The organism is Microcoleus sp. N9_A2 (genome assembly GCF_036701775.1).
Lineage (GTDB): Bacteria > Cyanobacteriota > Cyanobacteriia > Cyanobacteriales > Microcoleaceae > Microcoleus.
The window spans coordinates 1-26,553 of record NZ_JAUBRH010000075.1 but is presented as its reverse complement, the minus strand read 5'-3'; the positions used below and the strand labels follow the sequence as shown (position 1 = coordinate 26,553).

28 protein-coding genes and 1 pseudogene are annotated in these 26,553 nt (G+C 46.6%); 13 read left to right on the top strand and 16 right to left on the bottom strand.

Annotated elements, in window-relative coordinates:
- Positions 1 to 73: 73 nt before the first annotated feature.
- The 3 genes from QUA44_RS27060 to QUA44_RS27050 all read right to left on the bottom strand — a co-directional run bounded on the left by QUA44_RS27060 (position 74) and on the right by QUA44_RS27050 (position 3,384).
- Positions 74 to 1,699, bottom strand: coding sequence for a radical SAM protein (locus tag QUA44_RS27060; RefSeq protein WP_333256089.1), 1,626 nt, complete (start codon positions 1,697 to 1,699; stop codon positions 74 to 76).
- Between the two features lie 310 nt (positions 1,700 to 2,009).
- On the bottom strand, positions 2,010 to 2,519 hold the full coding sequence (lspA, locus tag QUA44_RS27055) for a signal peptidase II (RefSeq protein ID WP_333256087.1): 510 nt from the start codon (positions 2,517 to 2,519) through the stop codon (positions 2,010 to 2,012).
- A gap of 286 nt (positions 2,520 to 2,805) precedes the next feature.
- Positions 2,806 to 3,384, bottom strand: coding sequence for a biotin transporter BioY (locus QUA44_RS27050; RefSeq protein WP_333256085.1), 579 nt, complete (start codon positions 3,382 to 3,384; stop codon positions 2,806 to 2,808).
- 383 nt (positions 3,385 to 3,767) lie between these two features.
- Between QUA44_RS27050 and pstS the strand changes: the two genes are divergently transcribed.
- The 4 genes from pstS (at position 3,768) to pstB (ending at position 8,210) form a co-directional block, all read left to right on the top strand.
- On the top strand, positions 3,768 to 4,934 hold the full coding sequence (gene pstS / locus QUA44_RS27045) for a phosphate ABC transporter substrate-binding protein PstS (RefSeq protein ID WP_333256084.1): 1,167 nt from the start codon (positions 3,768 to 3,770) through the stop codon (positions 4,932 to 4,934).
- 476 nt (positions 4,935 to 5,410) lie between these two features.
- Complete coding sequence (gene pstC / locus QUA44_RS27040; protein ID WP_333256080.1) at positions 5,411 to 6,367, top strand: phosphate ABC transporter permease subunit PstC; 957 nt, start codon at positions 5,411 to 5,413, stop codon at positions 6,365 to 6,367.
- Positions 6,368 to 6,401: 34 nt separating this feature from the next.
- Complete coding sequence (pstA, locus tag QUA44_RS27035) at positions 6,402 to 7,295, top strand: phosphate ABC transporter permease PstA (RefSeq protein ID WP_333256078.1); 894 nt, start codon at positions 6,402 to 6,404, stop codon at positions 7,293 to 7,295.
- 114 nt (positions 7,296 to 7,409) lie between these two features.
- Entirely contained in the window at positions 7,410 to 8,210 is an 801-nt protein-coding gene (pstB, locus tag QUA44_RS27030) for a phosphate ABC transporter ATP-binding protein PstB (protein WP_333256076.1), read from the top strand.
- A gap of 267 nt (positions 8,211 to 8,477) precedes the next feature.
- Here the strand turns inward: pstB and QUA44_RS30810 are convergent, their stop codons facing one another.
- The gene (locus tag QUA44_RS30810; protein WP_445243702.1) at positions 8,478 to 8,741 is read right to left on the bottom strand and encodes an NblA/ycf18 family protein; all 264 of its coding nucleotides are present in this window, start codon (positions 8,739 to 8,741) and stop codon (positions 8,478 to 8,480) included.
- A 135-nt stretch (positions 8,742 to 8,876) separates the two neighbouring features.
- Here QUA44_RS30810 and QUA44_RS27020 point away from each other — a divergent pair, with 135 nt between their 5' ends.
- Positions 8,877 to 9,473 (top strand): phycobiliprotein lyase, encoded by a 597-nt coding sequence (locus QUA44_RS27020; protein WP_333256074.1) that lies wholly within the window; start codon positions 8,877 to 8,879, stop codon positions 9,471 to 9,473.
- Between the two features lie 248 nt (positions 9,474 to 9,721).
- The gene (locus tag QUA44_RS27015; RefSeq protein WP_333256072.1) at positions 9,722 to 10,477 is read left to right on the top strand and encodes a phycobilisome rod-core linker polypeptide; all 756 of its coding nucleotides are present in this window, start codon (positions 9,722 to 9,724) and stop codon (positions 10,475 to 10,477) included.
- Between the two features lie 487 nt (positions 10,478 to 10,964).
- On the opposite strand, the gene QUA44_RS27010 is transcribed toward QUA44_RS27015, so the two are convergent.
- The 3 genes from QUA44_RS27010 to QUA44_RS27000 all read right to left on the bottom strand — a co-directional run bounded on the left by QUA44_RS27010 (position 10,965) and on the right by QUA44_RS27000 (position 14,039).
- Positions 10,965 to 11,399: a hypothetical protein gene (locus QUA44_RS27010; protein WP_333256071.1), complete on the bottom strand. Its 435-nt coding sequence runs from the start codon at positions 11,397 to 11,399 to the stop codon at positions 10,965 to 10,967.
- A gap of 30 nt (positions 11,400 to 11,429) precedes the next feature.
- The gene (locus QUA44_RS27005) at positions 11,430 to 12,395 is read right to left on the bottom strand and encodes an RluA family pseudouridine synthase (RefSeq protein ID WP_333256069.1); all 966 of its coding nucleotides are present in this window, start codon (positions 12,393 to 12,395) and stop codon (positions 11,430 to 11,432) included.
- Positions 12,396 to 12,590: 195 nt separating this feature from the next.
- A complete protein-coding gene (locus tag QUA44_RS27000) occupies positions 12,591 to 14,039 on the bottom strand; it encodes an ATP-dependent DNA helicase RecQ (protein ID WP_333256067.1) in 1,449 nt (482 codons plus the stop codon).
- A gap of 232 nt (positions 14,040 to 14,271) precedes the next feature.
- Between QUA44_RS27000 and QUA44_RS26995 the strand changes: the two genes are divergently transcribed.
- On the top strand, positions 14,272 to 15,081 hold the full coding sequence (locus QUA44_RS26995; protein WP_333256065.1) for a phytanoyl-CoA dioxygenase family protein: 810 nt from the start codon (positions 14,272 to 14,274) through the stop codon (positions 15,079 to 15,081).
- A 166-nt stretch (positions 15,082 to 15,247) separates the two neighbouring features.
- Here QUA44_RS26995 and QUA44_RS26990 read toward each other — a convergent pair whose 3' ends face one another.
- Positions 15,248 to 15,628: a hypothetical protein gene (locus tag QUA44_RS26990; protein ID WP_006635540.1), complete on the bottom strand. Its 381-nt coding sequence runs from the start codon at positions 15,626 to 15,628 to the stop codon at positions 15,248 to 15,250.
- 6 nt (positions 15,629 to 15,634) lie between these two features.
- Between QUA44_RS26990 and QUA44_RS26985 the strand changes: the two genes are divergently transcribed.
- Positions 15,635 to 15,847: a hypothetical protein gene (locus QUA44_RS26985; RefSeq protein WP_333276796.1), complete on the top strand. Its 213-nt coding sequence runs from the start codon at positions 15,635 to 15,637 to the stop codon at positions 15,845 to 15,847.
- Positions 15,848 to 16,111: 264 nt separating this feature from the next.
- Positions 16,112 to 16,666, top strand: a complete 555-nt coding sequence (locus tag QUA44_RS26980) for a M23 family metallopeptidase (RefSeq protein ID WP_333256093.1) — start codon at positions 16,112 to 16,114, stop codon at positions 16,664 to 16,666.
- A 204-nt stretch (positions 16,667 to 16,870) separates the two neighbouring features.
- Here QUA44_RS26980 and ftsH read toward each other — a convergent pair whose 3' ends face one another.
- Positions 16,871 to 18,805, bottom strand: coding sequence for an ATP-dependent zinc metalloprotease FtsH (gene ftsH / locus QUA44_RS26975; RefSeq protein WP_333256061.1), 1,935 nt, complete (start codon positions 18,803 to 18,805; stop codon positions 16,871 to 16,873).
- A gap of 87 nt (positions 18,806 to 18,892) precedes the next feature.
- Between ftsH and QUA44_RS26970 the strand changes: the two genes are divergently transcribed.
- Positions 18,893 to 19,141, top strand: a complete 249-nt coding sequence (locus tag QUA44_RS26970) for a hypothetical protein (protein ID WP_333256059.1) — start codon at positions 18,893 to 18,895, stop codon at positions 19,139 to 19,141.
- Between the two features lie 97 nt (positions 19,142 to 19,238).
- A complete protein-coding gene (locus tag QUA44_RS26965; RefSeq protein WP_333256057.1) occupies positions 19,239 to 19,784 on the top strand; it encodes an NADPH-dependent FMN reductase in 546 nt (181 codons plus the stop codon).
- A 194-nt stretch (positions 19,785 to 19,978) separates the two neighbouring features.
- On the opposite strand, the gene QUA44_RS26960 is transcribed toward QUA44_RS26965, so the two are convergent.
- Positions 19,979 to 20,209 carry a hypothetical protein gene (locus QUA44_RS26960; protein ID WP_333256055.1) on the bottom strand — a complete coding sequence of 77 codons (231 nt, stop codon included), beginning with the start codon at positions 20,207 to 20,209 and terminating at the stop codon, positions 19,979 to 19,981.
- Between the two features lie 132 nt (positions 20,210 to 20,341).
- Here QUA44_RS26960 and psb32 point away from each other — a divergent pair, with 132 nt between their 5' ends.
- The gene (gene psb32, locus QUA44_RS26955; RefSeq protein ID WP_333256053.1) at positions 20,342 to 21,064 is read left to right on the top strand and encodes a photosystem II repair protein Psb32; all 723 of its coding nucleotides are present in this window, start codon (positions 20,342 to 20,344) and stop codon (positions 21,062 to 21,064) included.
- A gap of 174 nt (positions 21,065 to 21,238) precedes the next feature.
- Here psb32 and QUA44_RS26950 read toward each other — a convergent pair whose 3' ends face one another.
- Entirely contained in the window at positions 21,239 to 21,622 is a 384-nt protein-coding gene (locus QUA44_RS26950) for a DUF4346 domain-containing protein (protein ID WP_333256091.1), read from the bottom strand.
- Positions 21,623 to 21,883: 261 nt separating this feature from the next.
- On the opposite strand from QUA44_RS26950, the gene QUA44_RS26945 reads away from it, so the two are divergent.
- The gene (locus tag QUA44_RS26945; RefSeq protein WP_333256051.1) at positions 21,884 to 22,918 is read left to right on the top strand and encodes a DNA (cytosine-5-)-methyltransferase; all 1,035 of its coding nucleotides are present in this window, start codon (positions 21,884 to 21,886) and stop codon (positions 22,916 to 22,918) included.
- On the opposite strand, the gene QUA44_RS26940 is transcribed toward QUA44_RS26945, so the two are convergent.
- From QUA44_RS26940 to QUA44_RS26920, 5 genes and pseudogenes are all read right to left on the bottom strand, one after another.
- On the bottom strand, positions 22,905 to 23,315 hold the full coding sequence (locus tag QUA44_RS26940; RefSeq protein ID WP_333256049.1) for a hypothetical protein: 411 nt from the start codon (positions 23,313 to 23,315) through the stop codon (positions 22,905 to 22,907). The genes QUA44_RS26945 and QUA44_RS26940 overlap by 14 nt on opposite strands.
- Positions 23,316 to 23,432: 117 nt before the next feature.
- Entirely contained in the window at positions 23,433 to 23,804 is a 372-nt protein-coding gene (locus tag QUA44_RS26935; RefSeq protein WP_333256047.1) for a hypothetical protein, read from the bottom strand.
- Positions 23,801 to 24,220, bottom strand: coding sequence for a hypothetical protein (locus tag QUA44_RS26930; protein ID WP_333256046.1), 420 nt, complete (start codon positions 24,218 to 24,220; stop codon positions 23,801 to 23,803). Before QUA44_RS26930 ends, QUA44_RS26935 begins: the two co-directional genes overlap by 4 nt.
- A 267-nt stretch (positions 24,221 to 24,487) precedes the next feature.
- Complete coding sequence (locus QUA44_RS26925; RefSeq protein ID WP_333256042.1) at positions 24,488 to 26,296, bottom strand: aspartate kinase; 1,809 nt, start codon at positions 26,294 to 26,296, stop codon at positions 24,488 to 24,490.
- 47 nt (positions 26,297 to 26,343) lie between these two features.
- A pseudogene (locus QUA44_RS26920) lies at positions 26,344 to 26,553 on the bottom strand (hypothetical protein); the annotation flags it as partial.

The window sequence follows — 26,553 nt, the reverse complement described above, 5'->3', positions numbered from 1 at the left end:
TTGTTGACTGCTGCCTAATTTTATTTTTTGATTTTGGGGGTGGTTTTTCGTCTTCTTTATACCCCCTGAACGCTTACAAATCCTTCGTCCTAAAATGACTCATCGCCTCAGCCAAATGCTTCTTCAAAGTCGCCTCCGGTAGCGGCCCTTTTAAATGACTCCAAGGCAAAACCTGCTCCAATTCCCACTCTTGAAAAACATAAAAATCCATCTCCGGCAACTGTCCCCGTAACTCCTTAAAAGCCCGCCGATAACTGCCCAAAGTATCGCCGTAATGCCGCACTAATTCCAACAGCCGAGACAACCGCCGATCGCCCTTCGACAACAAACCCTGAATCACCGACCAATTATAGCTTTCAGGTCTAAATTCTAAACCCAACTTCCGCATTTCTTTATCTAAAAACTTCAGTCTCTTCTCCGCATCTTTATTCACTCCAAACCACTGGAAAGGAGTGTGAGATTTCGGAACAAAAGTGCTGCATCCCAGAGTCAACCGCAAACCGGGAACCGCCTTTCTAATCGCCCGCATCATCGCCACCGTCTCCTCCAAATCCTCCATCTCTTCCCCCGGAATTCCCGCCATTCCGTAAAGTTTAATTCCTTTTAAACCGCCAGCTTTAGCATTGATAGCAGCTTGGATAATTTCATCGTTAGTGAGTTTTTTATTAACAATTTTGCGGAGGCGATCGCTCCCGCTTTCCACCGCAATCGTCACAGATTTGCTATCTCGATTTGTCAATATTTCTGCCAACCTAACTGTCACCGTATTCGTCCTTACCGAAGAAAGACTCAGCCGCACGCCGTCGTATTTCGGATGATTCAAATGTTCCAGCAACTGTTCAAATTCCGGGTGTTGAGTCACAGAAGCACCCAACAAACCCAAACGATTAGTCACAGCTAAACCGCGATCGATCGCCGGAATTAGCGAACCCTCCAAACTCGCAGTTCTAAAAGGCAAAGTTAGATAACTTGCTAAACAAAAACGGCACATTTCTGGACAACTGCGAACCACTTCCACCATATAAATATTTTCCCAAGCCGCCTTTTCTGTCACCACAGTAGAAGCAGATAAAGTATTGCCGCGATACGTCTGTTTTTCCACCTCACTGGGAATTCCAGAATCGACAGGCTGAATCGATTTAATCCCCTCAGTCGCCTCCAAATAAGTTACTTCGTACAAACTGGGAACGTAAACCCCCGGAACTTGGGATAAATGCCGCAATTTAGTTAATCTGTCTGCGGTACGAACTTCTTTACAAGCATCAATAAAATTGTCAATGAGATGTTCGCCATCTCCCAATAAAATCACATCAAAAAAATCTGCAAAAGGTTCTGGATTAGCCGTAAAAACCGGGCCGCCACCGAATACGAGCGGATGATTGTCAGTTCGTTTAGATGCCCAAATCGGAACTTCTAGAGATTCCAGTAAATTGAGAATATTTACATAGTCGAGTTCCCAAGAAAGCGAAAATCCCAGTAATTCTGGATGTCGGGGAAGTTGTTCGCGGATATCAGTAAATAAACGGCTGACTTCAATATCCGATCGCACAGCCAAAGTAGCCCACACTATCTGATAGCCGAGACTGGTGATGCCAACCGTGTACTCGTTGGGAAAAGCAAAAATAGTCGGAATAGCATCAACATCGGGGGTTGCTGGGGCAAATAGCAGGCGTTCTTGAGCAAATTGGTTAGGAGTCATGGGCAAGTTTAACTTTAACAATAGGTTTGTTACTATCTTATTTTAAGTTATTTCCAAATTTATTGTATGGTGTATAATTTATGAATAGACTTGCATTGCACTCAGTCCATTTCAATTCAATAATTGAAATCTGCGTTAATCTGTGTTGCATCTGCCTTCAATCAGCGGTTGCCCGATCGAGCTTTTATGCAGATAAAGTATAAAATTTAAACATAAAATAATAATTGACCAGCACAGCCTAGGATTAGTTAGCAGTTACATCTGTTACATCTGCTTTTACTAATCCGTTTCCGAACTTAGTGTTTCCAAGTTACTCTGAAATAGAATTACTCGCGTCTCGGTTTTTCGGCGGCGGTGGGCCGTGAAAAGTCGCAATCAGCAAACAGATAATCCCAGCGTTAATAAACACATCGGCTAGATTAAATACCGGGAACCGAATTATCCTAAAATCGATAAAATCCACAACATGGCCCAACACAAATCGATCGATCCCGTTACCCAGCGCGCCCCCCAAAATCAAACCGTAGCCAGCTTGTTCCCAGCGGTTAATTCGCGGCCCGAACCAAGCCAGCACTATCAATCCCACACTAACGCCCAAAGACAGCCACCGCAACCAAATCGCCCCGCCATTGCTAAAAAGACTAAAAGCCGCACCGGTATTAACAACATAAGTGAAGTGAAACACCCCAGGTAACAGCGGCTGCGTCTGCGGAGGAACCGTCAAGTCAAAATTTTGTACCACCCAAAACTTAGTCAGGTGGTCTAAAACTAAACTGATAACAGCAGCAACCCAGAACAAGGGATTTCTTTTAAAACGCATGAATTAGGCAATTGAATAGGGGGCATCGGGCATGGGATAATTTACTCAAATTTCGCTGGTTATTGTCACCAGAATGCGGTGAAACCAAGCAATCCCAGCCGCAACGAGATGACTCTCCCGTTGGGCAATGATAGTATAACCTTATTTTGCACAATTACCAGTTACCTCTTCTTTCTTCCTTCTTCCTTCTTCCTTCTTCCTTCTTCCTTCTTCCTTCTTCCTCCTTCCTTCTTCCTCCTTCCTTCTTTTCACCCTGAGCGAAGCCTTCTTCCTTCTTCCTTCGCAATTAATAAAACATCAAGCGGCGCAAAGTAAATGATAGCAATGCGATCGCACAAACTACCGCCAATTGTCCCGGCAGAGGATAAATTGAATATTTAAGAATCTCATCGAATAAAGGTGTTTTTTTTGCCGGAGGCAGCAAGTAACTAAAAATTAGATAAATTAAGCCGATCGCGTGAACAGTGAACAAACCGCACAAACAGCTAAAAGCCATAGATTCCAGTCGCGAAGCCACCTTAAATGCCACCCAACCGCACACCCAAGCACCAGGCACAAAACCCAGCAAATACCCAAAACTCGCTTCTTTGAGATAGCCGATGCCGCCGCCTTGAGAAAAAACTGGCCACAAAGTTAATCCTAAAGCTAAATACGCTATTTGCGAGAGAGCCGCAGCATTTTTCCCCCCCATGCAGCCTACTAGCAAAACTGCTCCAATTTGATAGGTAACACCTAAAGAGTACGCCTGCAGTCCGCGATCGTCCCACAACCCGATCGGAATTGTGACAGATGCAGGCAAAAAAGTGCCTCCTATCGTCAGGAGCAAACCAATAACAGCCCAGATTAATTCAATAGGAGCAGGCATTATCATCAAACGGCATTCGTCAGAAGGTATAAGGCAGAAGGCATTTGTCCGAGGCAAGCTTCCATGCCCGCAGCTTTTAAATTCTTAATACTAGCACTACTGTCAAAAAAACCACCATTCTATGGTTTTCTGGTTCTCAAGCCTGGATCTTGTGATAATTTAATGAGGAATTTTTCGCGATCGGGCGATCGACTGCTTGTTTCCGTAACTATTTCTCTGCCCTATATCTTATAAATCCACAATCGTCAAGCTAATCAATAAAATTAATAATATTAATTAATATTAAATTGTGATTAAATGTAAAAATTCTTAACCTAACCTTTACTTTCGCGCGATATGCTAGGGCGGGACATCCGTATAACGATCGCAGATTTTGTATACCTATGCTTTTTCGTCTGAACCTGATTAATCCGAATCGTGTGACAACAGCAATTTCCGCTGTGGCGATCGCCCTCAGCTTAGCAGCTTGTGGCGGCGGCAGCACAACCAGCAGCAGCCCCAGCCCCGGCGACACAGCAGCATCCCCCGTTGCAGCCACCGGCACAGCAGCAAACACCAAACTCGCCCTAACCTCAGACGTAGCAATCACCGCAGCCGGCGCCTCATTCCCCGCCCCCCTCTACCAGCGTTGGTTTCAAGACTTCAACAAAATCAACCCCAAAGTACAAATTAACTATCAATCAGTAGGCAGCGGCGCCGGAGTCGAACAATTTACCAAAGGCACAGTAGACTTTGGGGCCAGCGACACCGGCATGAAAGACGACGAAATAGCCAAAGTTCCAGCAGACAAAGGCGTGATTTTGCTACCCATGACAGCCGGCAGCATCGTCATCGGCTACAACCTGCCAGAAGTACCCGAACTCAAACTGCCCAGAGACGTTTACACAGAAATCTTCCTAGGTAAAATTACCAAGTGGAACGACCCCAAAATTGCAGCAGCCAATCCGGGTGTTACATTGCCAGACCAAAACATCACCGTAGTCCACCGTTCCGACGGTAGTGGCACCTCCGCCATCTTCACCAAACACCTGAGTGCCATCAGCCCCGACTGGAAAACAGCAGTAGGCGAAGGCAAAACAGTACAGTGGCCCGTAGGCGTAGGCGCAAAAGGCAACGAAGGCGTCACCAGCCAACTCCTGCAAACAGCAGGAAGCGTCGGCTACATCGAATATGGCTACGCCAAAAACAACAACGTCAAATTTGCATCTTTGCAAAACAAAGCAGGCACATTTGTAGTACCTACAGACGATTCAGCTTCTCAAGCTCTAGCAACTGCGCCCCTGCCCGAAAACCTGCGAGCATTTATCGAAGACCCGGAAGGCGCTCAATCCTATCCAATTGTCACCTACACTTGGATGCTCGTCCCCAAAACAGTTGCAGACCCCAACAAAGCCAAAGCCATCGAGGCAATGGTTGAATACGGCTTAACCGAAGGTCAAAAAGTTAGTTCCGAATTGGGCTACGTTCCTCTGCCCCAAAACGTCAGAGAAAAAGTTGCTTTGGCAGCCGACGGCATCAGCCCCGACTACAAGATTGAGATTGGCAAATAGTAATTGAAGTCAGTTGACAGTTGACAGTTGGCAGTTGGCAGTTGGCAGTTGGCAGTTGGCAGTTGGCAGTTGACAGTTGGCAGTTGACAGTTGGCAGTTTTCAGAGGGAAAAAAGCCCTTTGGCTTGGCAAGCGGGTAAAAAAAGGAAGAAACAAAAGAGATATTTCTGTAGGGGTGGGTTCACCAACAATAATTGCCTAAAACCCACAATCTTGTAAACCCACCCCCACCCAACTTCGATATCTTTCGGTGCATCTATTTATGTAGATACCGTAGGGTGCGTCGCCACCAACAATCTACCGAGAAAGCTCGAAAATCTTGCAGCGACGCACACTACAACGAGCAGGTTTTACTTGTGGAACAGGCGTCCCGCCTGTGTATTTTGATTCCTTCTGGCGCCTGTGCATTTCTCCAGTTGCTTCTAGCTTTTTGGCGAAAATGCAATTTTTCCTTACTGTTTTTTTGGATTTTTATATATGGTTTCAGATACTCACACCGCTCAACCAGAGAAGCGTTCTCGTTCTCCGATAGAAAAGTCCTTAGACCAAGGCTTTATCTGGCTGACTCGGATTTTGGGAATAGGAGTTGGCGTAATTTTGCTGGTAATCGCGCTTACCGTTGCTTTCAGAGCTTTACCTGCTATTCAACAGTATGGTTTGGGATTTCTGTTTAGCAGTGATTGGAATCCCGTTAAAGAAGAGTACGGTGCGCTGCCGATGATTTACGGGACGATCGTCAGTTCGGCGATCGCGCTCCTAATTGCAGTACCATTAGGAGTAGGGACTGCCATCTTTTTGAGCGAAGACTTTTTGCCGCTGCCAGTGCGTACAGCTTTAGTTTTCTTAGTAGAACTTTTAGCCGCCATTCCCAGCGTAGTCTACGGTTTGTGGGGAATTGCTGTATTGATCCCCATTATTACCAACATCGGAAAGTTTCTCAACGGTAACTTCGGATGGCTGCCAATTTTTAGCACACCGCCAGTGGGGCCGGGAATGTTACCCGCCGGAGTAATTTTGGGGATTATGACTTTGCCCATTATTACTGCTATCTCCCGCGACTCTTTAGCAAGCCTCCCCCCCGAATTGCGACAAGCATCTCTGGGTTTGGGAGCAACTCGCTGGACAACAATCTTTAGAGTCCTCGTACCAGCGGCTTTTTCCGGGATTGTCGGCGGAATTATGCTAGGCCTCGGCCGCGCGATGGGAGAAACAATGGCCGCAACGCTGTTAATTGGCAATTCCAATCAGTTAAGTGCTTCTGTGCTAGCTCCTGCAAATACTATTGCTTCTCTGATGGCAAATCAATTTGCCGAAGCTTCAGGATTGCAAGTGGCGGCTCTGATGTACACCGGGCTAATTCTGTTTATTATGACGCTGATTGTCAATATTTTGGCAGAGTGGATTGTTTCTCAAGTAAGAGCGAAGTACAACTAGAAGTTTGGCACAATTTCCTACATAGTTTTAGTTTATGTCAAAGAGCGTCTCGGATGAGAATCCTTTTGGATCGAAAACAGGCAGTTTAAAGAAGGTTAAAAACAGCTCGCAAGCGCTGTTTAGTATGGCGATGACTGTACTGGCTGGCTCGGCTCTGGCGATAACTCTGCTGCCTTTGTTTGCAGTGCTTTCCTACGTAGCCGTACAAGGTTTTAATCGCCTAAATTTAGACTTGTTCACCAAGCTGCCGCCCGCACCGGGACTGTCGGGAGGCGGTATCGCCAATGCCATTCTCGGTACATTAATGACCGTAGGAATTGCTTCTCTAATTGCTGTTCCTTTTGGTGTGTTGGCCGCCGTTTATTTGTCGGAATTCAGCAGCGGCAGCATTGCTCGCTGGGTGCGCTTTGCTACCAATGTCCTCAGCGGCGTTCCTTCGATTATTGCAGGGGTATTTGCCTACGGTTTGTTCGTGGTAAATATGGGAGGTTTTTCGGCAATTGCAGGGGGCGCGGCGCTCGCTGTGCTGATGTTGCCGACGATTGTGCGAACTACTGACGAAGCTCTACAAATCGTCCCGCAAGATATTAGATGGGCGTCGGTGGGTGTGGGTGCTTCTAATTATCAAACAGTGTTGCAGGTAGTTTTGCCTGCGGCAATTCCGGCTATTTTAACTGGTGTGACGCTGGCAATTGCCCGCGCTGCTGGAGAAACTGCTCCTTTGATTTTCACGGCGCTGAATTCGCCTTTTTGGCCGGCAGGATTTGATAAGCCAACTCCGTCGCTTTCGGTTTTGGTTTATAACTTTGCAACGGTTCCTTTTAAGGCACAGAAAGAGTTGGCTTGGGCTGCATCTTTAATTTTGGTGTTGATGGTTTTACTGACGAGTATTCTGTCTCGCTGGGCTACTCGCCAAAAGGTTTATTGAAGGAAGAAGGAAGAAGGAAGAAGGAAGAAGGAAGAAGGAAGATTTTCTCCATCTCCAACTTTTCCACTTTCATCTTCTCATTATTTTGTAAAATTTGATTGGAGTATTAGGTGTATGATGATGGATTTGGACAAGCAGACGGAAACTGTTTTACGGACTGAAAATATCAATATTTTTTACGGCGGTTTTCACGCGGTGAAAAATGTTTCGCTAGAAATTCCCAAAAATCGCATTACTGCTTTGATCGGGCCTTCTGGCTGTGGCAAAAGTACAATTCTCCGATGTTTTAACCGCCTTAACGATTTAGTTAACGGTTTTCGTTTAGAGGGTAGAATTCATTACCAAGGTCAAAATCTTTACGATCCTGATATTGATGCTGTGGAGGTGCGCCGCAAGATTGGGATGGTGTTTCAAAAGCCGAATCCTTTCCCGAAGTCGATTTATGACAATATTGCTTACGGTGCGAGGGTGAATAATTATAAGGGAGATATGGATGAGCTGGTGGAAAAGTCGCTCCAACAAGCTTATTTGTGGGATGAGGTTAAGGATAAGTTAAAGCAAAGCGGTTTTTCTCTTTCGGGCGGCCAGCAGCAGCGTTTGTGTATTGCTAGGGCGATCGCAATTAATCCTGATGTAATCTTAATGGATGAACCTTGCGCTTCTCTTGACCCGATTTCGACGATTAAGATTGAGGAGTTGATGCGGGAACTCAAGGAGAAGTATACCATCGTAATTGTGACTCACAATATGCAGCAGGCTTCTCGGGTTTCTGACCTTACTGCTTTTTTCAATGCTAAACTTTCTGACGATGGGAAGCGGTTTGGCTATCTTGTGGAGTGTGACAAAACTGAGGTAATTTTCCAAAGTCCAAAGGAAGAGTCTACTTTGGATTATGTGAGTGGCCGTTTTGGTTGAGTTGCGGGAGTCTGCGAGAGTGCCCGACAGCGCCCGATAGTGTTCGACAGGTTGAAACAATCGCGCTACACAAACGAAGTCCGCCTCCGCAGACTGGGATTTCAGTGGCGACTCTAGTAGCGAGAAAAAAAACCTGCATAAAAGTTTTCTAACTGAAGAATCCCGGTTTCTTGGAGAAGCCGGGATTCTGGGTTTTATGATTAAAAGCTCGATCGCACTTTTTGCAGATACAAGCCGCTGATTTTGTTGAAGAAGTTATCGAAGAGCTCACATTTTCTTCATCCAATACTTTAACAAATTTTCTTTGACCATGTTCTGCCGCATAACTTCTAGCAGATATTCCTGAGCTTGGTCTTGGCTCAAGCTTTTGACTTGTTCGCTCAGGACTTGCAGTTTGAACTGCTGTTCCATGCTGAGGCTGGTTGTAGGCATATCCATAATTCGCTCCTCCAGTTTGCTGAGATCGATGCGAGTTCGATCGAAATGACGTTTCGCAGGATTTGTTGTGTCTCCTACATTGTAAACTATCATAACATTCGCTTGACAATATGTCCAAAGTAGACATTTTGAGACTAATTTGTGCCGCAAAAGTACATCTAAGTGGGGAGAGCTTTATCATAAAAAGGCGTAAAGACCGGGAAGCATAAGCCAAAGGAGCTATTTTGTATGGATGCAATGGAGTTTTTTCAGAGTAGTGCTGGAGAATGGCGATCGCAGCGCAGCACTCACCACCTAGCTTTCCGCCAAGCGGAGATTGGGGATTCAAATATTCAGGTAACGGCCCTAGGTGCGGATGACGCGCGAGTGGCTGAAATTTGCCAGATGCACGAGGTCGATCCGAGTCGGGCTGCTGGGGGAGCATTTGTGACTTGGCACGGCACTATGGCGTGGGATAAGGATGATGAGAATCACAAGGGCTCTACCGTATTCGCGATCGTCCCCGATCCTGAAAATCCCCGACAGGGCTTGATGTTGCGCGAACGGGGCTATGCGGAAATTGTGCCGGTGGCTGGCCGTTTTGAGATGGATGACGAGGATGGGCTGCTGCTGATTACGGAATACGAGACGATGAGTTCGATCGAGCGTTTCTGGTTTGCTAATCCGAACGTGCGGATGCGGACGAGTAGTGTAAAGCGCTTTGGCGGTTTCAGCACATCGACTTTTTGTACCGAAATTCGGGTGCAACCAGACTCGGATGCAACATCAGAAGCAGCAGGAGATCAAGTGGCCACCAGTGAGTTTTATTCGGCTCTGGGCTGGTAATTTATTTGACTGTGGACGGTTGACTGTGGACGGTTGACTGTGGACGGTTGACTAAAATCTGCCAACTGCCAACTGCCAACGGTCCACTGTCCACTGACAACAAATGTTACAGATTGTTGCAAAAATTCAGGAAAATCAGATTTAGACTGCGGGAATCCCCTAATCTGTATGTTGGTTAGTTGTATCCGTTATGCTGGCAGCTCACGGTGTCAACTATTTCTGAAATTTGAGATAACGGAGATTTTAACGTGGCGCTTCCTTTATTAAGCTACGCCCCCAACAGCCAAAACCAGCGCGTTGCTGGTTTTGAAGTAGGCGGCGACGAGCAGCCGAGAATTTTCACAACTGAAAATGTGCTCTCGTCTGGAGACATGGAAAATTTGATTTGGGCTGGATATCGCCAGATTTACAGCGAACACCAAATCCTCAAGAGCAACCGCCAAAAGTCTTTGGAGTCGCAACTCAAGTTCGGCCAAATTACTGTGCGGGACTTTATTCGCGGTTTGGCGACTTCTGCTCCTTTCCTAGAGCGGAATTACCAAACTAACAGCAACTACCGGTTTGTGGAAATGTGCGTGCAGCGCATTTTGGGCCGGGATGTGTACAGCGAGCGCGAAAAGATTGCTTGGTCGATCGTGGTAGCAAATAAGGGGCCTCAAGGCTTTATTGACGAGTTGGTCAATAGCGAAGAGTACCTGGAAAAGTTCGGCTACGATACCGTACCTTACCAGCAGCGCCGAATTTTGCCTCAGCGAGTTGGAGGAGACACTCCTTTCAACTTGAAAACGCCCCGCTACGGTGAGTACCACCGTTCGCAGCTTGGCTTCCCGCAAATCATCTGGCAGACAAGTGTCCGCCGTTTTGTTCCTCAAGAACAACAAGCGAAGGCTGGCGATCCGTCGAACTATTTGGGTATGGCGCGCAATATGCCCATGCCTGCTACTCCGCCGCAGCGTGTGCCTCTGGCTAATATCAATATTGCCACGATGGTTCCTCGCCGCTAATTGATGCTGCTTGGTGCTATTGTTGGTGTCGGGCTATGGATTTAATCGATCGGCTTTTACGCTGAGAGAGTTTTGAGTCTTGAGTTTTGAGGTTTGAGTTTTTTGATAAACTTGGAATCCAAAACTCGGGACTCATAATTTTTGGGGAAAGAAGGAAGTTCGGCAGCGGATTTTGTAGGGGATGTAGCGGATGTATATTAGACTTATTGCGTCAATTTTTGATTAATAAGTCAACCGCAGATGTAAGGCAGATGCACGCAGATAAACGGAGATAATTTCAAGTAGTCATTCTTTAAAACCCACATTCCGCACCCTAGGGTGTCACACAGTATAATTACTCAGAAAAATCGATTTTTTAAGTGATAAATTATGCCTTTCCTAAAATTGGTATCCGTTAATATACGGTACCAAAGTATAATTTATAGCTTAATTTATCGATAAAAGTAAGTAAAAACCGATTGTGACAGTTGAGGGTGCGGAATGTGGGTTAAAAAGGTACAGGATCGGGTTCTGATGGTAACTGGCTTACACCCGTATAAGCTGATTGGAGTAGATCAAAAATGTATTCAAAAGCTTCTTCAAAGTGTCTGGGTTCATCAATGAGAATCTTTAATTCGTGACCCCAAGGATAAACCGTGACAATGAAATTGTCAATAACTTTGTTAACACTCAAAGATATTTCGACTGTTTCGCGATCGCCCTTTTCGGGATTTTCGGGATTTTCGCAAACATCGATCGCACCATCAAAATACAGTATGCCATTGTCATCAAACTTCTGATTTTGGCTTTGAATCGGGCAGTCAAAATAATCGCTCAATTGCTTGATAAAAATTTCACTAAAATCCTGACAAGCTTCGCATGATTCGCGGTATACTTGCCGGGATGCAGCGTAAGCTTTGCAAAGTTCCTCAAATTTTGACATAGAAATTACCAGTTTTAACTACCCAAAATATCAAATATTAGCTCGCAAGCGCAATATTTTTAGCAGGGTGTTGAATTGATCTGGTAAAGGTGCGATCGCCTCTATTAATTCTCCTGTTACGGGATGCTGCAATGTCAGCCGCCATGCGTGGAGGGCTTGTCCGGTTAAATTGACGCCGATGGAACGGTTGGAACTGTACATCGGGTCGCCGACAATCGGATGTTTTATTTCGGCTGTATGCACGCGAATTTGATGAGTGCGGCCGGTTTCTAATTGATAGTGCATTAAGCAATAGTTGCCGATTCTTTCTTTGATTGTCCAGTGAGTAACTGCGGGGCGGCCGCCTTTTTCTACTGGTACTACTGCCATTTTTTTGCGATCTGTGGGATGCCGGCCGATGGGTAGGTCTATTGTGCCTGTTTCGGTGTTCGGAGCGCCGTAAACTATGCCTAAATATTCGCGGCGGGCGGTTTTGGTTTTGAGTTGGGCTTGCAGGTGTTGGTGAGCAATGTCGGTTTTGGCGATCGCGATCGCACCTGTTGTATCTTTGTCTAATCTGTGGACGATTCCCGGCCGCTGAACTCCGCCGATTTCTGCTAGGGGACAGTGGGCTAAGAGGGCGTTGACTAATGTACCGTCTTGATGTCCGGCGGCTGGGTGAACGACTAATCCGGCTGGTTTGTTGATGATAATTAGGCTGTCGTCTTCGTAAAGAATGTCGAGGGGAATTGCTTGGGGCTGCAATTTTGTGGGCTGGGTTTCGGGTAAGGTGAGGTGGATGCGATCGCCCGTTTTGACTGATATTTTTTTCGAGGTGCAGGTTTGGTCGTTGACTTTGACGTTGCCTTGTGATATGAGGCTTTGGATTCGCGATCGGGATAAGTCCGGTATCTGGTTGGACAACCAAATATCTAATCGCTGATTGACATTACTGCGATCGAATTCCTCTGTATTTTCTACTGTGTAAATCTGTGCCGCAGTGTCTGTTTCTATCATTTACTTTTTACTATTTTTTGCCAAGTGTGTAAAGCAAATATCTTCATCATAACATCTGTGAGTTAGTTGGCGATCGCACGGGTAGCGAGAAACCGGGTTTTTTCACAGCAATACTTCGTTTTTGCCCGCAGACTGGGTAAAAAACCCGGTTTCTTTGGTCGGAGTGGTTAAGTCGTTTGAGTATAATCGTCAATTCTATCGACAATTATCGCAGTGGCCGCAGCGCATTGATTTAGCTTCCTTGGCAAACCCAAAAGCTTGCAGCAAAAATTGCCACCTGCACTCGCGATGTTTGAGATATTTTGCCATTTCTTCCGCTGCAGTAAAATTTAATTTTTCCGCTTTTTGCTGTGGAGATTTATTGATCGCATAATTGAAAGGATCTTGCCAAGTTAATTGTCCGCTGCTGTGCAATATGGAAAGGGCGATCGCGCTTTCGGGAAATTCGCGAGAAACGGCTTCTATATCGCCTTTAACTGGCAGTTTTTTGGCTAACTGCTGCGCTTCTCGGTATTGCGATCGCAATTTATCTTGAAAAAATTGTGCTCTTTGTTTGTCATCGGGATAAAGCAAACCCGTAGGTTCGCTAATCAACGTCAGAGCGATCGCCGATTTGCCGTCGCGTCCGCCTCTACCAATTTCCTGAATGTATTCCGATAATAGCAAAGGTGCTTGAAAGTGAACAACCCACCGCACATCCGGCTTGTTAATTCCCATCCCGAAAGCACAGGTACAAATCACAAATTTAAGACCGTTATTTAGCCAAGCTGTTTCTATGTTTCGGCGCGATTCAGGACTCAAACCTGCATGATAGGCTGCGGTTTTATAACCTGCTTCTTCCAACAAATCTGCTAAATTTTCGCTATCTTTTCTCGTGCGGACGTAGACTAAACCTGCTTGTTTTGGTCGAGCTTTGATAAAATTTAATAACTGCTGTTTGCGTCCCCTCGGTGTCCAGACAGTCTGCACTTGCAGGTGCAGATTAGAACGGTAGGGACTTAGCAAAAATGCTTCTGGTTTTTGCAGTTGCAAGACATTTTTGATGATTTTTTGTGCTTCCGGGTTGGCGGTAGCGGTGAAAGCTGCGATCGCAATTTTACTACCTTCTGGTTTAGCTTTCAACAAAGCCGGTCGCACTGTTCCCAAACGGCGGTAAGCTGGTCGAAAGGTATCGCCCCACTGCACTAAACAGTGAGCTTCGTCTAATATTAAACCGTTGATTTGGATTTGCGGCTGACTGAGAATTTCCCAGACTGGTTTGCTGAGCAATGTTTCGGGAGACAAATACAGCAATCTCAACTTATTTTGTTGCAGCGATTGCATTGTTTGTCGGCGCTGCTGTGCTGACAGTTGACTGTGAAGAAGGGAAGCGGGCAAATTGCGATCGCGCAATTCTTGTACTTGATTTTCCATCAGTGCGACTAACGGCGAAACTACCAACGTTAAGCCTGTTTGTAACAAAGCTGGCAGTTGAAAGCAGATTGATTTGCCCCCACCTGTCGGCATAATTATAAGTGTATCTTTTCCGGCTAATAAACTGCCGACGATTTCTCCTTGCGGTGGTCGAAAGTCGTCGTAACCCCAAATTTTTTGAAAGATGGCGCGGGCTTGATTTAATAAGGTTGGTTCTGGTTGGTATTTCATTTGATTTATCCCCAAATCAGAAGTGTCAATTATACCAGACAGGAATTACGCATCAATGACAATTACAGTCGCACTTGTTGCAACCTCAGAAACCCGGTTTCTGCGTAGATTAATCGTTACTAATCGCAAAGATTTCGTAGAAACCGGGTTTCTCGCCCATGCGCGTCAGCCCTTAAACTGTCCGAAGTGTGATAATTTAATAACAGTTAATAATTTTACTTTAATTTGAATTATGAACGCAAGCACGTTAAGCGAAGTTTTCAGCTATCGGCAAAAGACTTGCGATCTTTTCGACACAGCAGGGGCGGTTGAAGCGGTGCGCGAAGATGGTTTTGCGTTGATTCCCGGTGTTCTCGGCGAGTCGGAAATAGCGGCGGCCCGGGAAGCACTCGATCGCCTGCAGCCCTTTGGACTCGATGGTAGCAGTTGGAGTGAATTGAACCAGCATTTTAAGTGCGTTTTTAATCGCGATCGCCTGTGGCTTTCCTATGCCGATCGACCGGGTATAATTGAATTAGCTGAAGCATTAATGGGAACCGATTGCCATATTATCGGCATGACTGCGTGGAAAAGCGGGCCCGGTTATGATGGTTGGCGCGTCCACGTCGATCAGGTATTTGTACCAGTACCCGAAAGCGTGTTTGTTGATCGCACTTTTCAACTGCCAGTATGGATTTGTACAGCCCATTTTTATCTCAGCGACATCGCAGAAGACCTCTGTCCAACCTACATTATTCCTGGTAGTCACAAATCTGGTCGAAAACCCGATCGCGGGGAAGAAACTTGGAACGGACACTCCCCAGAACCAGTTTTGTGCAAAGCTGGAGATGTGTTATTTTTCCGCAGTGAAATTTGGCATTCCGGCGGCAGAAATACGACCACCGATGGAACTCGCTACTTACTGCAAGTGCATTATTCCCACCGCAACATCGCGCAGAAATTTTCGCCTTGGCCGTGGCAGTTTAACCCCGAAATTATCGCTACTGCTACCGATCGGCAATTGCGGCTTTTAGGCAAACATCCTGAGTCAAATTACGGTTGAAATACATTGCTAATTTTGTTTGAGGCGCGAGCGATAATAGACGGGAAATGTCATATTTATTTTAGATTTTGAGTTTTGGATTTGAGATGGCGATCAATTCTAGAGGCTGGTAAATCTCCGAATATCTTCAGAAATCCAAAATCCAAAATCTAAAATCTAAAATCGCCTAAGATTGAGCGTCTCGGCGGCCGAGTTCGTACACGCCGCCACCAATACAGGCGATCGTACCCATAGATACCGCCCAACCAGTGCCCAGAGACAATTCGACGCCCCAATTGCACAATCCGCCCACAATCAAAAAGGGCAGAATGCTCAACAGCGAAGCGTAAAAAGCATTTTGAGCTTCTCTGGCTTGGCGGGTTCTTTCAAACTCGGCTTCCGAGGTATAGAGGGATCTTTCGGCAAAATTCATCCAGCGGTTGAGTTGCAGGATTACCCATTCTGTGAGGGGCGACAGGCCCCAGTACAGGGCCAAAGACCACAAGGACGCACCGGCGATCGCAGTTGCATCTATGGCAAAACTAAAGGGGAAAATTTCAGTAAGCATTGCTTGATGTCTGTTATGAATTTGAGATTTCGGACGGCATCCAAAATCCCCGAACTTAACTATAGTGTCAAGCAAAAGCTCGATCGAATTCAACCGCAGCACGAATTACTCGGCCAAATTTTTTTGCTCACCCCTGGGCATTTACCCGGAAGCCTTGACACCGGTTTTGGATGGAGTAAGATACACGTTGTTATTAAACTGATTCGCGATCGCGGGTAGAGCTCAAAGCCAATCTTGCAGCGAATTGGCATAACTTACATCTTGCACCTCAGAAACGGGCTTTCCGGCCCGTTCCACAAAGAATGATTTTTTTGTGGAACGGGCCCGAAAGCCCGCCCCTGAAAGCTTTATTGACAAGGGTGCAAGATGTGAGCCTAACAGACAACGCAAACTCGCACACACATTTAACTTTGAGCCGTGAAAAAAATCCTGCAAGACTCTAGAGGCCCGCTGACGGCAAAACGCTTTTTTCGTCTCAGACATATGCTGCTGCTGGCACTTTCGATCGGCATTGTGTTGATCGGCCCTTATTTGCAGCAGCAGGTGGTCAAAGCTCAGTCAGGCTTACCAAGCAGAGTAGCGACGGGTAATTTGTGGCAAGAAGCTTCTTTTCCAGTCGAAAACTTTGAAACCTACACTTCCCCCTTCGGCCCCCGTGGCGGGGATTTTCATTACGGTTTGGACTTGGCCGCCCCGGAAGGCAGCTATATCCGCAATTGGTGGGGCGGGCAAATTGTGGAAGTTTGGGAAGATGGCCGATGCGGCACTGGTATGGTGGTGCGATCGGGAAATTGGGACCACATCTACTGTCACCTCAGAGGTCGGGTGGAAACCGCTAACGGCGGGCGTTATTATACCGATCGCGAAGGTACGTTGCAAATTTGGCAAGGTCAAACAGTGCCTGCGGGTGCGAGAATTGCCAGAGTTGGGATGACAGGCCGCACTAGTGGGCCTCACTTGCACTGGGGATTGAAGTACGGCGGCCGCTGGGTAGACCCGGCTTTGGTACTCCGGGAAATGTACGCGCAACAATCTTAAACAGTTGACTGTTGACTGTTGACTGTTGACTGTTATTACCAATAATATATTGTCCGGTTAAACACTTGTCATTGCGACCGTAGAGAAGCAATCGCAGAAACATTGCGATTGCTTCGTTTCACTCCCTGCGGACATATCGTAAGTGATTAGGCGGACATGATATAACTAATGACCACTGCCAACTGCCAACTGCCAACTGACTCTTTACGTTGGGGCCAACTCTTTTTTTGTCAACTCGGTGTAGCGAGCGACAATTTGGCGGAATTCGTCGCCGTCGATCGTTTCTTCATCCAACAGCGCTTCGACAAGTTTGTCTACCAAAGCCCGATTTTCGCGGATAATCCGGCGAGCTTCTTCGTAGCACTCACAGGCAATTTCCCTGACTTGCCGATCGATCTTGATTGCCAATTCTTCGGAATACTCTGATCGCGAATTCCAGTTCTGACCTAAAAACACCTCATTGTTCGGACTTTCCAAAGCCACAGGCCCCAAATCCGACATTCCATAAAGAGTTACCATCTCCCTCGCGAGAGTGCTAACTTTTCTGAGATCACTACCGGCACCGGTGTCGATTTCAGCATCGCCATAAATTTCGGCCTCTGCCGCCCGTCCCCCCAAAGCTACTTTAATTCGGTTCAACAGCAAAGCCCGACTCCTCAAACCTTCGCTGTCGAGCATTTCGTCGTCAAGCACAAAGCTCGTAAAGCCTTCGATGCCGCCGGAACGCGGAATAATCGTTACTTTTTCAACCGGGTCGGCATTTTTGAGCATTGTCGCGACTAGGGCGTGTCCGACTTCGTGGTATGCTGTCATCCACTTTTTCTTGCTGTCCAGCAGCGGGTTGAGGGTGAGTCCGATCGTGATCCGGTCGATCGCGTCGTGAACTTCTAAGTTAGTAATCGTGTCTTTGCGACGCCTCGCTGTGAGAATAGCTGCTTCGTTGAGCAAGTTTGCCAAGTCAGCGCCGGAAAAGCCGGGAGTGCGGCGGGCGATCGTGTCTAGGGCAACTTCTGGGTCGAGTTTTTTGTTGCGCGCGTGAACTTGCAAAATCCCCAAACGCCCTTTGTAACTGGGCAAATCTACCGTTACTTGCCGATCGAACCTGCCGGGCCGCAGCAGGGCAGTATCGAGCACGTCAGGGCGGTTAGTAGCTGCAATCACAATCACGCCACTGTTACCCTCAAAGCCGTCCATTTCTGTCAGCAATTGGTTGAGAGTTTGTTCGCGTTCGTCATTTCCGCCGCCGATACCGGCGCCGCGCTGCCTTCCTACCGCGTCTATTTCATCGATAAAGACGATGCAGGGGGCATTTTCTTTGGCTTTTTTGAACAAGTCGCGGACGCGGGAAGCGCCGACTCCGACGAACATTTCGACAAATTCCGAACCGGAGATGCTAAAGAAGGGGACGGCTGCTTCGCCTGCGATGGCTTTTGCCAACATTGTTTTACCGGTTCCCGGAGGCCCGATTAACAGAACTCCTCTGGGAATTTTGGCGCCTATCGCGTTAAAGCGTTCGGGTTTTTTGAGGAAGGTTACGACTTCTTGAAGTTCTTCTTTAGCTTCTTCGATGCCTGCTACGTCGTCGAACATCACGCCGGTTTTGGCTTCCATTTGGAAACGGGCTCTGGATTTGCCGAAGTTCATGGCATTTCCTTGAGATTGGGTCGATCGGCGCAGGATTGCCATCAACACTGCCAACACAGCAAAAATCACTAGCAAGTTTACTACTAAACTGACTGCGGCGGCGTTGTCGGCTGTTTGTTTGACTTCAAAGTCAATCTTTTTGGCACGGATTTGCGAGTACAGTTCTCGGTTGTTGTAGTCGAACAGACTAACTGATTGGGTTTGATCGCTTTTTTGATTTTTTAGCCTCACCTTGGCAGTTTTTTGAGTTTCGTCTACTTCGATTTTACTGACTTGCCCTTTTTCTATGTTGTCGATCAGTTGGCTGTAACTCATGGTGTTTGGCGCGCTGTCGGCAAACACCGGGGTCGAGAGCAATATTCCTTGAGAAATCACCAAACTGCCCAGGATGCGCCAAAGATTCCGTCCTGGAATTGATTTTTTAGGATTCTGGCTCGATTTGTCTTTGTTTACAGCTAGATGCCCCAGCCATGCGTGTTTCCAAGAATTTTTCATATTGCTTTGCCCAAGGTTGAAGACTGCCAAGATTGACCGCTTGTGGTTTGTTACGTTCATTTATTTTAACAAGAGGGCGGGTGTTGAATGGGTTTATCTGTCGCTGGTATTTCAATAGGCGCTCAAGATGGCGGGTTTTTAACCGACTGCGACTCAGAAACCGGGTTTTTTACCAAATCTGTCGGCTATTACGCGTCTTTTGGTCAAAAAACCCGGTTTCTCGGCCCCCTCCCTGAACTTACGCATTGCGACTCAGAAACCGGGTTTTTTACCGAATCTGCGGGCTGCAACGAAGTATTTTGCTCAAAAAACCCGGTTTCTGGACCACATCCGTAAATCTAAAATCGATTGACAGTTGCCGATCGAACTTGCTACATTAATCATAGTCGTAATGAGTACGCTTTAGTCACAACAGTTATTGTTTTTAAGTTTTATGGTAAAGATTGTCGGCATTGGTGGAAGTTTGCGGGCTGGCTCCTACAGCCAGTTAGCGTTGAACGTGGCAGCAGAACGGGCGCAGGCCCTGGGCGCGGAAGTTGAAATATTCGATTTGCGATCGCTCAAGCTGCCCTTCTGCAATGGTGAGAATGATTATCCCGATTACCCGGATGTGGAAAAGCTGCAGAATGCGGTTAAGCAAGCGGATGGCTTGATTTTGGCAACGCCGGAGTATCACGGTAGCGTCAGCGGTGCTCTCAAGAATGCCCTGGATTTGATGAGTTTTGAGCATTTGGACGGGAAAGTTGCGGGTGGGATTAGCGTTTTGGGAGGGCAAGTTAACAGCAACGCACTCAACGATTTGCGCGTGATTTTGAGATGGGTGCACGCTTGGGTAATTCCTGAACAAATTGCGATCGGACAAGCTTGGAAAGCTTTTAGTCCAGAGGGTAAATTGTTGGATGAAAAACTGTCTGAAAGGTTCGACGAATTTGCTCGGAGTTTAGTAGAAAATACGCGGAAATTGCGAGGAATTTCGTAATTCTATCTCCTGACAAATGTAGTCTGGGACGCAACTGGCATAGTCTTTGGGTGCGTCCATTCCCCTAATTTATCGATTTGAAAAGGTTTTGTCTCTAGCAGAGCACCCTACAAGCTGTAATGTTAACAGTCAACAGTCAACAGTTAACAGTTAACAGTTAACAGTCAACAGTCAACAGTCAACAGTCAACTGACTTAAAATGGCATATCGATCATGTCTCCGAAAGGATGGGGTACGTCGATCGGCATTCTTCCGGGTTTTGACTCATATTTGTCTATCCACTTTTTGGCCAATTCCAAAGCTTCCTCCTCAGTCTTGGCATTTTGGACGGCGACGTGGCGGTTGCCGCGGCTATCCCAAACTTCGACGTAGAATACTTTCTGGGATTGAATAATCCAACCTTTATAACTGTCTGCTGGTTCCATAGTTAGAATCCTAAAATAATCGGGCGGGGAGTTCCACTGGCGAGCTAATTGTAAATATTGCTCTGCATAAAATGAATTTTACGGGGGTTTCTATAGTATTTTTGGAAAAAAGTCAGTTTTACGGTTAACCTCATGACTAGACTCCTGAAGCAATTATTTAACTGGAGAAAATATCTCCAACCTTTGGCGGCGACGATCGCGATCGTCCTGATCGCATCGCAGATGGCGGTACTGCCGGCATTGGCGACGGGCGTATACGAAATGCCGGTGTTGTCGGCGGGCGATCAAACTTGGGTGTTTGACAAAGGCGACGTGCTCAGCCGCAGCAGCGAAAGCAATATCAGCAGCGAACTCGACAACCTGGAACAGCAAACAGGTAAACAAGTCAGGTTTGTCACCATCCACCGCTTAGACTACGGCGAAACGGCTGCCACTTTCACCGACCAACTGTTTGAACAGTGGTTTCCGGCAAAAGAAGACCAGACTAATCAAATTTTACTCGTTCTCGACACTGTTACCAACAGCGCGGCAATTCGCACCGGCGAAGGGGTGAAATCCCTGCTATCCGATGAAATTGCCCAGAGTGTAGCTGGGGAAACTGTGCAAGTGCCTCTGCGGGAAGCTAACAAATACAACGAGGCTTTGACAGAGGCCAGTTCGCGCATTGCAACTGTTTTGTCCGGTGAACCCGATCCGGGCGCGCCTGAAGTTGTTGATAACATTCAAGTTGAAGGCACGTTTAAAAAAGCTGAAGAAACCGATCAAGGCAATGCCACAGTTGTTGTGGTTGTGCTGTTGGTGTTGGCGACAGTGATTCCGATGGTGACTTATTTCTGGTATCAAGGTTTTTCGTAATCGGTTGCTGTCAGATACAATAGACTTGCATTGCAAAAATCTTTGATAGCTCAACCGCAGATGACAGGCTGATACACACAGATGAACGCGGATAATTTCAAGAATAACGATCGCCTGAATGCAATGCCAGTCTAGTAAGTTGCCGTTTTGTCAATAAATTCTGGCGCGGCTGGACTAATCTTGAACGTATTCTCGATCGCTCAACAATGCAATTTCTGCCCGTACAAATTCCCGTCCCAGATAAGCCGCGTGATCTAACATTGTCACCGGGCTGGGGCGGGTTTCTTCTAGGATTTTGACACAAAGTTCTTTGGCGGTTCTGCCGGTAAAAAGTGTGACTTCAGTGCGTTCTACTTTGCCACGGGCGGGGATGGGTTTACCAGTTTCGGGATCGACTGCGAGGCCGCGATCGTCGATGATGTTGGTGAAGTGTTTGGCGCAAATTAAGCTGGTTTCGCGATCGAGGTAGATGATGAAGTAGCCGCCCGGATCGAGGTCGAGGTGGCGTTTGGAGAGGTTGTCATCGATGGCTATGAGATTTTCCAAGGTTTGACTCATGGTTGGTGAAAGGAAGTAGACAATAGCTGTAATTTTTTCTGCTATTTCTAGTTTAGTCGGCTGCGGGACAAGTTTGAGAGTTTTTGGGCGATCGACATTCTCGGCGATATCTGTAGACACGGCAATGCCCTGTCCGGCGCGGGGTTTTTGTTTAAATTAGTATTTTGAACCGCAGAGAGCGCAGAGAACGCAGAGTGAAAGAACAGAGAGAAACAAAATATGTTAGGATTGGCTTGAGTAAGATTTAGTATTAAATTATAGATGAAATTTATAGATTTGTTTTCGGGAATAGGAGGCTTCAGGCAAGGTTTTGAAAAAGTGGGCTTTGAATGCGTTTTTTCCTGCGAAATTAACAGCAAATGCCGACAAGTTTACACAGAAAATTTCGGTGAAGTTCCTTTTGCCGACATCAGTAACATCAATCCCGCCGAGTTAGAAGACTTTGATGTTTTAGTCGCCGGGTTTCCGTGCCAACCTTTTAGCATTTGCGGTAAAAAGTTGGGTTTTGAAGATACTAGAGGCACGCTCTTTTTCGAGATTTGTAAAACTATCAAAGTCAAGCAGCCTAAAGTTATCGTTCTCGAAAATGTCAAGCACTTAATCCATCACGACAAGGGAAATACCTTAAAAGTAATTATTGCCAGTCTTGAAGATTTGGGATACAGCGTAAATTACAAAACGCTGAATGCTAAAGACTTTGGAATTCCTCAACATCGTGAAAGAATATTTATTATTGCAACTAAAGGTAAACCATTCAATTTTTCTCGGCTTAAAACCCAGTTGACTCCAAAACTCAGGGAATTTTTAGACAATACAGGGGATTTTGAAATATTGGATAAATCCGAGTATACTTTAATTGAGTCTCCGAGAAAGCAAGATTCGGGACTGTTGTTTGTAGGTTACAGAAATAAAGGTACTTGGAAAACTGGCGTAAGGCCGAATACAGAACATTTATCGAGAGTTCACAGACAGCCTAATCGCATTTATTCGGTAGATGGAGTGCATCCGACTATTCCTTCGCAAGAAACATCGGGCAGGTTTTTTATCTACATTCCTGAGCAAGATATGGTGAGAAAGTTGACGCTGAAGGAATGTTACCGTCTTATGGGTTTTCCTGAAGATTTTAAAAGTTATCCGAGTGCGGGGGAAAGTTACAAGCAAATTGGGAATTCGGTTTGTGTGCCGGTGGTGGAGGCGATCGGGCAAGAAATATTAAGTCAAAATTTATTGTCAAATAAAACGAAGGAATTGCCATCTGATACACTCCGAGAATATTTCTCGTTCATTTTTCATTAAACCACTCTAGCCAATAAACTAAAATTGCTCCTGAAGTAATATCTTCTGAGGCATATTCCTCACTGTTTTGATGATAAATGTAAGCTTTCTCATCAGAAGAGTGCGGGCAGAATAAGCATACTCTCCGATCGGCATTTATATTTTGCCAAGCCAGTCTAATACTGCCTTGGTCATCTGTACCTGTAGAGCATTTTGGAAAACTGTTTCCCATGCTATCGTAGCCCTCAACAACTAACTTCATAGCTGTCCTAAAAGCATACTCAGTCGGTCTCAAAATTCCGTACTCATCCTCTTCTTCTAAATCTAAAAGCTCGATCAGACGTTCGACAGTGATTCGGAAATTCAATAAACCGCTATTGCTACTGCTATCAGTAATCTGTTCTTTCGCTACAGTCATAAGATTCAATCCCTTTTAGGCGATCGCCAGTTTTATTTTAACACAGCCTCATGCTGTGAAATTATTTGACAACTTGCTGCGCTATATTTGCGACGGTTTCCATACAATTTGAGATTGCTATGCTAACAAATCAGCCAGCAAATCAGCCATCTCAGGGTCCTCTTCAGCATAAGGTAGACCTGCTATCTCAGCGTGAGATATAGAGTCAGGAATTACATCTAAACCTAACTCGCGAATGCCACCTACCTCAAGGCGAGCAACTCCATAACAAGTTCTGAATCTGGCAGCACATTCTTCAGGAGAACAAACACTAGCAATGTTTACAGAAATACCCTGTTCATTTTTATTTTTCCGCAAATAGTAAGCTTCAGATTCAACCAGTCCAGTATCCTCATTTATCCACGGTTTGCGAAGTAAAGCCCGGTAGACAATAGCCCTATTAGGTAGTGGTTCAAACTCTGCCTGATTACTAAATTTTTGTTCGTTCATGCTTGATTAAACCACTGTAGCCGCTCGACTAATGTTGTTGCTGAAATTACCTTCTCTGAACCGTGTTCATCATTTTTGCGATGATAAATGCGAACAGGTTGCTCGTCATCGTCAATAAACGGACAAAACAAGCGAACTTTACAAGCTGGATTTACACTTGTCCAAGTCAGGCTAACACCGCCTTGATGATCTGTACAAGCTGATGCTTTTGGAAAACTGCTTCCCATCATAGAATGTGCTTCTACAACCAAATTAAGTGCTGTTTTAAAAGCAAAGTCGCTGGGTTTTAAAATGCCGTATTCATCCTCATCATCTTCGCCTTCATAAAGTTCTCCCAGACGTTTGAGAGTGATACTCAGTCCTGAGCGGCTGTAGTTGCTACCGCTATCAGTAATCTGTTCCTTTGCTACAGTCATAAGATTCAATCCCTTTTAGCCGATCGCCAATTTCATTTTAACACAGCCCCATCCTGTGAAATTTGCACTCAAAACTTCCATTGTTGACAGTCGATCGATATTTGTAAGGACACAGCATTGCAGTCGCCACATCCGAATATATTTGTAGGGATACAACACTGCTGTGTCCGCGATATTTGCAAGGACACGGCACTGCCGTGTCCCTACCCAAAACCACCATACAAGCACCCATCGGAGGCAATCTTAATTCCCGACTGCAAACAAGTATTAGGCGGGAACTTGGATTTTTTCGGTGCCGGCAAGTTCAAAGGCTGCGTGTATTGCCTTCAAAGCAGTTACTCCTTGTTCCTCATCCACAACGCAGCTAATCTTAATCTCGGAAGTCGCAATCATTTGAATGTTGATTTGCTGGCGGGAAAGCGCTTCAAACATCTTAGCCGCTACTCCCGGATGCGCTACCATCCCGGAACCGACAACGCTAACTTTGGCGATTTCTGTATCGACTGCTACTTCGCCCCATCCAAATTCGGGGGCGGCTTTTTCGAGGGTGTTTTTAGCAGCTTCTGCGTCAATTTGTGCTACGGTAAATGCAATGTCGCGAGTTAATATGCCGTCGATATTGTGACACCGCTGTGATTGAATGATTGTATCTACGCTGATATTTTCCTCGGCTAAAAGTCCGAACATTTTTGCTGCTACTCCAGGTCGATCGGGCAATTGGCGAATTGCTAGACGCGCTTGATTGAGATCCAACGCAACGGCGCGGACTGCGGGCGGTTTGTGGGATGCTGAATGCAGCCCAATAGGGGAGTTTGCCACATCAAATGCTTTGCAGAGTTCGGCAACGGCCCGATCGCAATCTTCGGCATCGATCGCACAACTAACTTTCACCTCGGAAGTGGAAATCATTTGAATGTTAATTCCCGCATCCGCTAAAGTCTTAAACATCTGCGCGGCTACCCTCGGACGACCGATCATTCCCGCACCCGCAATGCTAACTTTAGCTATTGGCCGCTCTTCTGCTTTCACTTCCGGTTCTCCCAATTCGGGGCGAGAATTCTTGCCGAGAGTGGGGATAATTGCATCTGCAACGGCGGTGGCTTGTTGCAGAGATTTTCGCGTCACTGTGAAGGCAATATCGTTAGTATTTCCTTCATGAATTGACTGGATAATTAAGTCTACATCGAGGTTTTGCTGCGCGATCGCCCCAAACAACCGCGCAGCTACGCCGGGGCGATCGGGCAAACGCAACAGCGACACCCCTGCCTGATCCAAGTCAAATTCCACCGCATCGACCGCTTTTGCGAGCTCCAAGCCCTCCAAAGGCCGGGGTTGCGGTGGGGGGGACACTACCCGCGTACCGGGGGCGTCACTCCAGCTAGAAAGCACTACCAGCGGCACGCCGTAATTCTTGGCAATTTCTACAGCGCGCGGATGCAGGACTTTTGCGCCCAAACTCGCCAATTCCAGCATTTCGTCGCAAGTGATTTCGTCCATCAATTGCGCGTCGGCAACCAAGCGCGGATCTGTAGTCAGAATTCCGGGCACGTCGGTATAAATTTCGCACCTGTCGGCCCGCAGCGCGGCGGCGAGGGCAACTGCTGTGGTGTCGGAACCGCCACGCCCCAAGGTGGTAATTTCCAATTCTCCAGCATCGGCGATGCCTTGGAAACCCGCAACCACAACAACTTTACCGCTCTTTAACTGGGTTTGCAGCCGCGCCGGATCGATCCGCAAAATCCGGGCGCGGGTGTGGGCGGCTTCGGTGACAATGCCGACTTGGGCGCCGGTGAGGGAAATTGCGGGCTGTCCCATTTCCTGCAATGCCATGCTTAAAAGTGCGATCGAGACTTGTTCCCCAGTCGAAAGCAACATATCCATTTCCCGCTTGTTGGGATTTGCGGAAATTTCCTTGGCGAGTTTAACTAAACCGTCGGTGGTTTTGCCCATCGCCGAAAGTACGACAACGAGAGAGTTGCCGAGCTGTGCTGTTTTTACAACTCGTCGGGCTACCTCCAAAATGCGATCGACTGTACCAACCGAGGTGCCGCCATATTTCTGAACAATTAGTGCCATAGGACTTACACAAAAAGTGATGCAATAGTTGGTAAAAGTATAGTCATTTATTGCATGACATGGGAGGCGTTGAATCCCTCCCCTTTCACTTTCACTTCGAGCGGATTGACCCGCCTTGGCTGAACTACGCAGCTCCCTATCCCATTGCTAAACGCATTTGGGATTGCTTTTCTGAGGATAATTAAAGTCAGTGAAGGAGTCGCCTCCTCCACTGCTCTCCAAAACGGAACGTGATAGTTTCCCATCATTCCGCTCCT

What these genes read in the sequence shown, in the direction of transcription:
- QUA44_RS27060 (WP_333256089.1), bottom strand. Translation starts at nt 1,699, where the DNA reads ATGACTCCTAACCAATTTGCTCAAGAACGCCTGCTATTTGCCCCAGCA.
- lspA (WP_333256087.1), bottom strand. Translation starts at nt 2,519, where the DNA reads ATGCGTTTTAAAAGAAATCCCTTGTTCTGGGTTGCTGCTGTTATCAGT.
- QUA44_RS27050 (WP_333256085.1), bottom strand. Translation starts at nt 3,384, where the DNA reads ATGCCTGCTCCTATTGAATTAATCTGGGCTGTTATTGGTTTGCTCCTG.
- pstS (WP_333256084.1), top strand. Translation starts at nt 3,768, where the DNA reads ATGCTTTTTCGTCTGAACCTGATTAATCCGAATCGTGTGACAACAGCA.
- pstC (WP_333256080.1), top strand. Translation starts at nt 5,411, where the DNA reads ATGGTTTCAGATACTCACACCGCTCAACCAGAGAAGCGTTCTCGTTCT.
- pstA (WP_333256078.1), top strand. Translation starts at nt 6,402, where the DNA reads ATGTCAAAGAGCGTCTCGGATGAGAATCCTTTTGGATCGAAAACAGGC.
- pstB (WP_333256076.1), top strand. Translation starts at nt 7,410, where the DNA reads ATGATGATGGATTTGGACAAGCAGACGGAAACTGTTTTACGGACTGAA.
- QUA44_RS30810 (WP_445243702.1), bottom strand. Translation starts at nt 8,741, where the DNA reads ATGATAGTTTACAATGTAGGAGACACAACAAATCCTGCGAAACGTCAT.
- QUA44_RS27020 (WP_333256074.1), top strand. Translation starts at nt 8,877, where the DNA reads ATGGATGCAATGGAGTTTTTTCAGAGTAGTGCTGGAGAATGGCGATCG.
- QUA44_RS27010 (WP_333256071.1), bottom strand. Translation starts at nt 11,399, where the DNA reads ATGTCAAAATTTGAGGAACTTTGCAAAGCTTACGCTGCATCCCGGCAA.
- QUA44_RS27005 (WP_333256069.1), bottom strand. Translation starts at nt 12,395, where the DNA reads ATGATAGAAACAGACACTGCGGCACAGATTTACACAGTAGAAAATACA.
- QUA44_RS27000 (WP_333256067.1), bottom strand. Translation starts at nt 14,039, where the DNA reads ATGAAATACCAACCAGAACCAACCTTATTAAATCAAGCCCGCGCCATC.
- QUA44_RS26995 (WP_333256065.1), top strand. Translation starts at nt 14,272, where the DNA reads ATGAACGCAAGCACGTTAAGCGAAGTTTTCAGCTATCGGCAAAAGACT.
- QUA44_RS26990 (WP_006635540.1), bottom strand. Translation starts at nt 15,628, where the DNA reads ATGCTTACTGAAATTTTCCCCTTTAGTTTTGCCATAGATGCAACTGCG.
- QUA44_RS26985 (WP_333276796.1), top strand. Translation starts at nt 15,635, where the DNA reads ATGTCTGTTATGAATTTGAGATTTCGGACGGCATCCAAAATCCCCGAA.
- QUA44_RS26980 (WP_333256093.1), top strand. Translation starts at nt 16,112, where the DNA reads ATGCTGCTGCTGGCACTTTCGATCGGCATTGTGTTGATCGGCCCTTAT.
- ftsH (WP_333256061.1), bottom strand. Translation starts at nt 18,805, where the DNA reads ATGAAAAATTCTTGGAAACACGCATGGCTGGGGCATCTAGCTGTAAAC.
- QUA44_RS26970 (WP_333256059.1), top strand. Translation starts at nt 18,893, where the DNA reads ATGGGTTTATCTGTCGCTGGTATTTCAATAGGCGCTCAAGATGGCGGG.
- QUA44_RS26965 (WP_333256057.1), top strand. Translation starts at nt 19,239, where the DNA reads ATGGTAAAGATTGTCGGCATTGGTGGAAGTTTGCGGGCTGGCTCCTAC.
- QUA44_RS26960 (WP_333256055.1), bottom strand. Translation starts at nt 20,209, where the DNA reads ATGGAACCAGCAGACAGTTATAAAGGTTGGATTATTCAATCCCAGAAA.
- psb32 (WP_333256053.1), top strand. Translation starts at nt 20,342, where the DNA reads ATGACTAGACTCCTGAAGCAATTATTTAACTGGAGAAAATATCTCCAA.
- QUA44_RS26950 (WP_333256091.1), bottom strand. Translation starts at nt 21,622, where the DNA reads ATGAGTCAAACCTTGGAAAATCTCATAGCCATCGATGACAACCTCTCC.
- QUA44_RS26945 (WP_333256051.1), top strand. Translation starts at nt 21,884, where the DNA reads ATGAAATTTATAGATTTGTTTTCGGGAATAGGAGGCTTCAGGCAAGGT.
- QUA44_RS26940 (WP_333256049.1), bottom strand. Translation starts at nt 23,315, where the DNA reads ATGACTGTAGCGAAAGAACAGATTACTGATAGCAGTAGCAATAGCGGT.
- QUA44_RS26935 (WP_333256047.1), bottom strand. Translation starts at nt 23,804, where the DNA reads ATGAACGAACAAAAATTTAGTAATCAGGCAGAGTTTGAACCACTACCT.
- QUA44_RS26930 (WP_333256046.1), bottom strand. Translation starts at nt 24,220, where the DNA reads ATGACTGTAGCAAAGGAACAGATTACTGATAGCGGTAGCAACTACAGC.
- QUA44_RS26925 (WP_333256042.1), bottom strand. Translation starts at nt 26,296, where the DNA reads ATGGCACTAATTGTTCAGAAATATGGCGGCACCTCGGTTGGTACAGTC.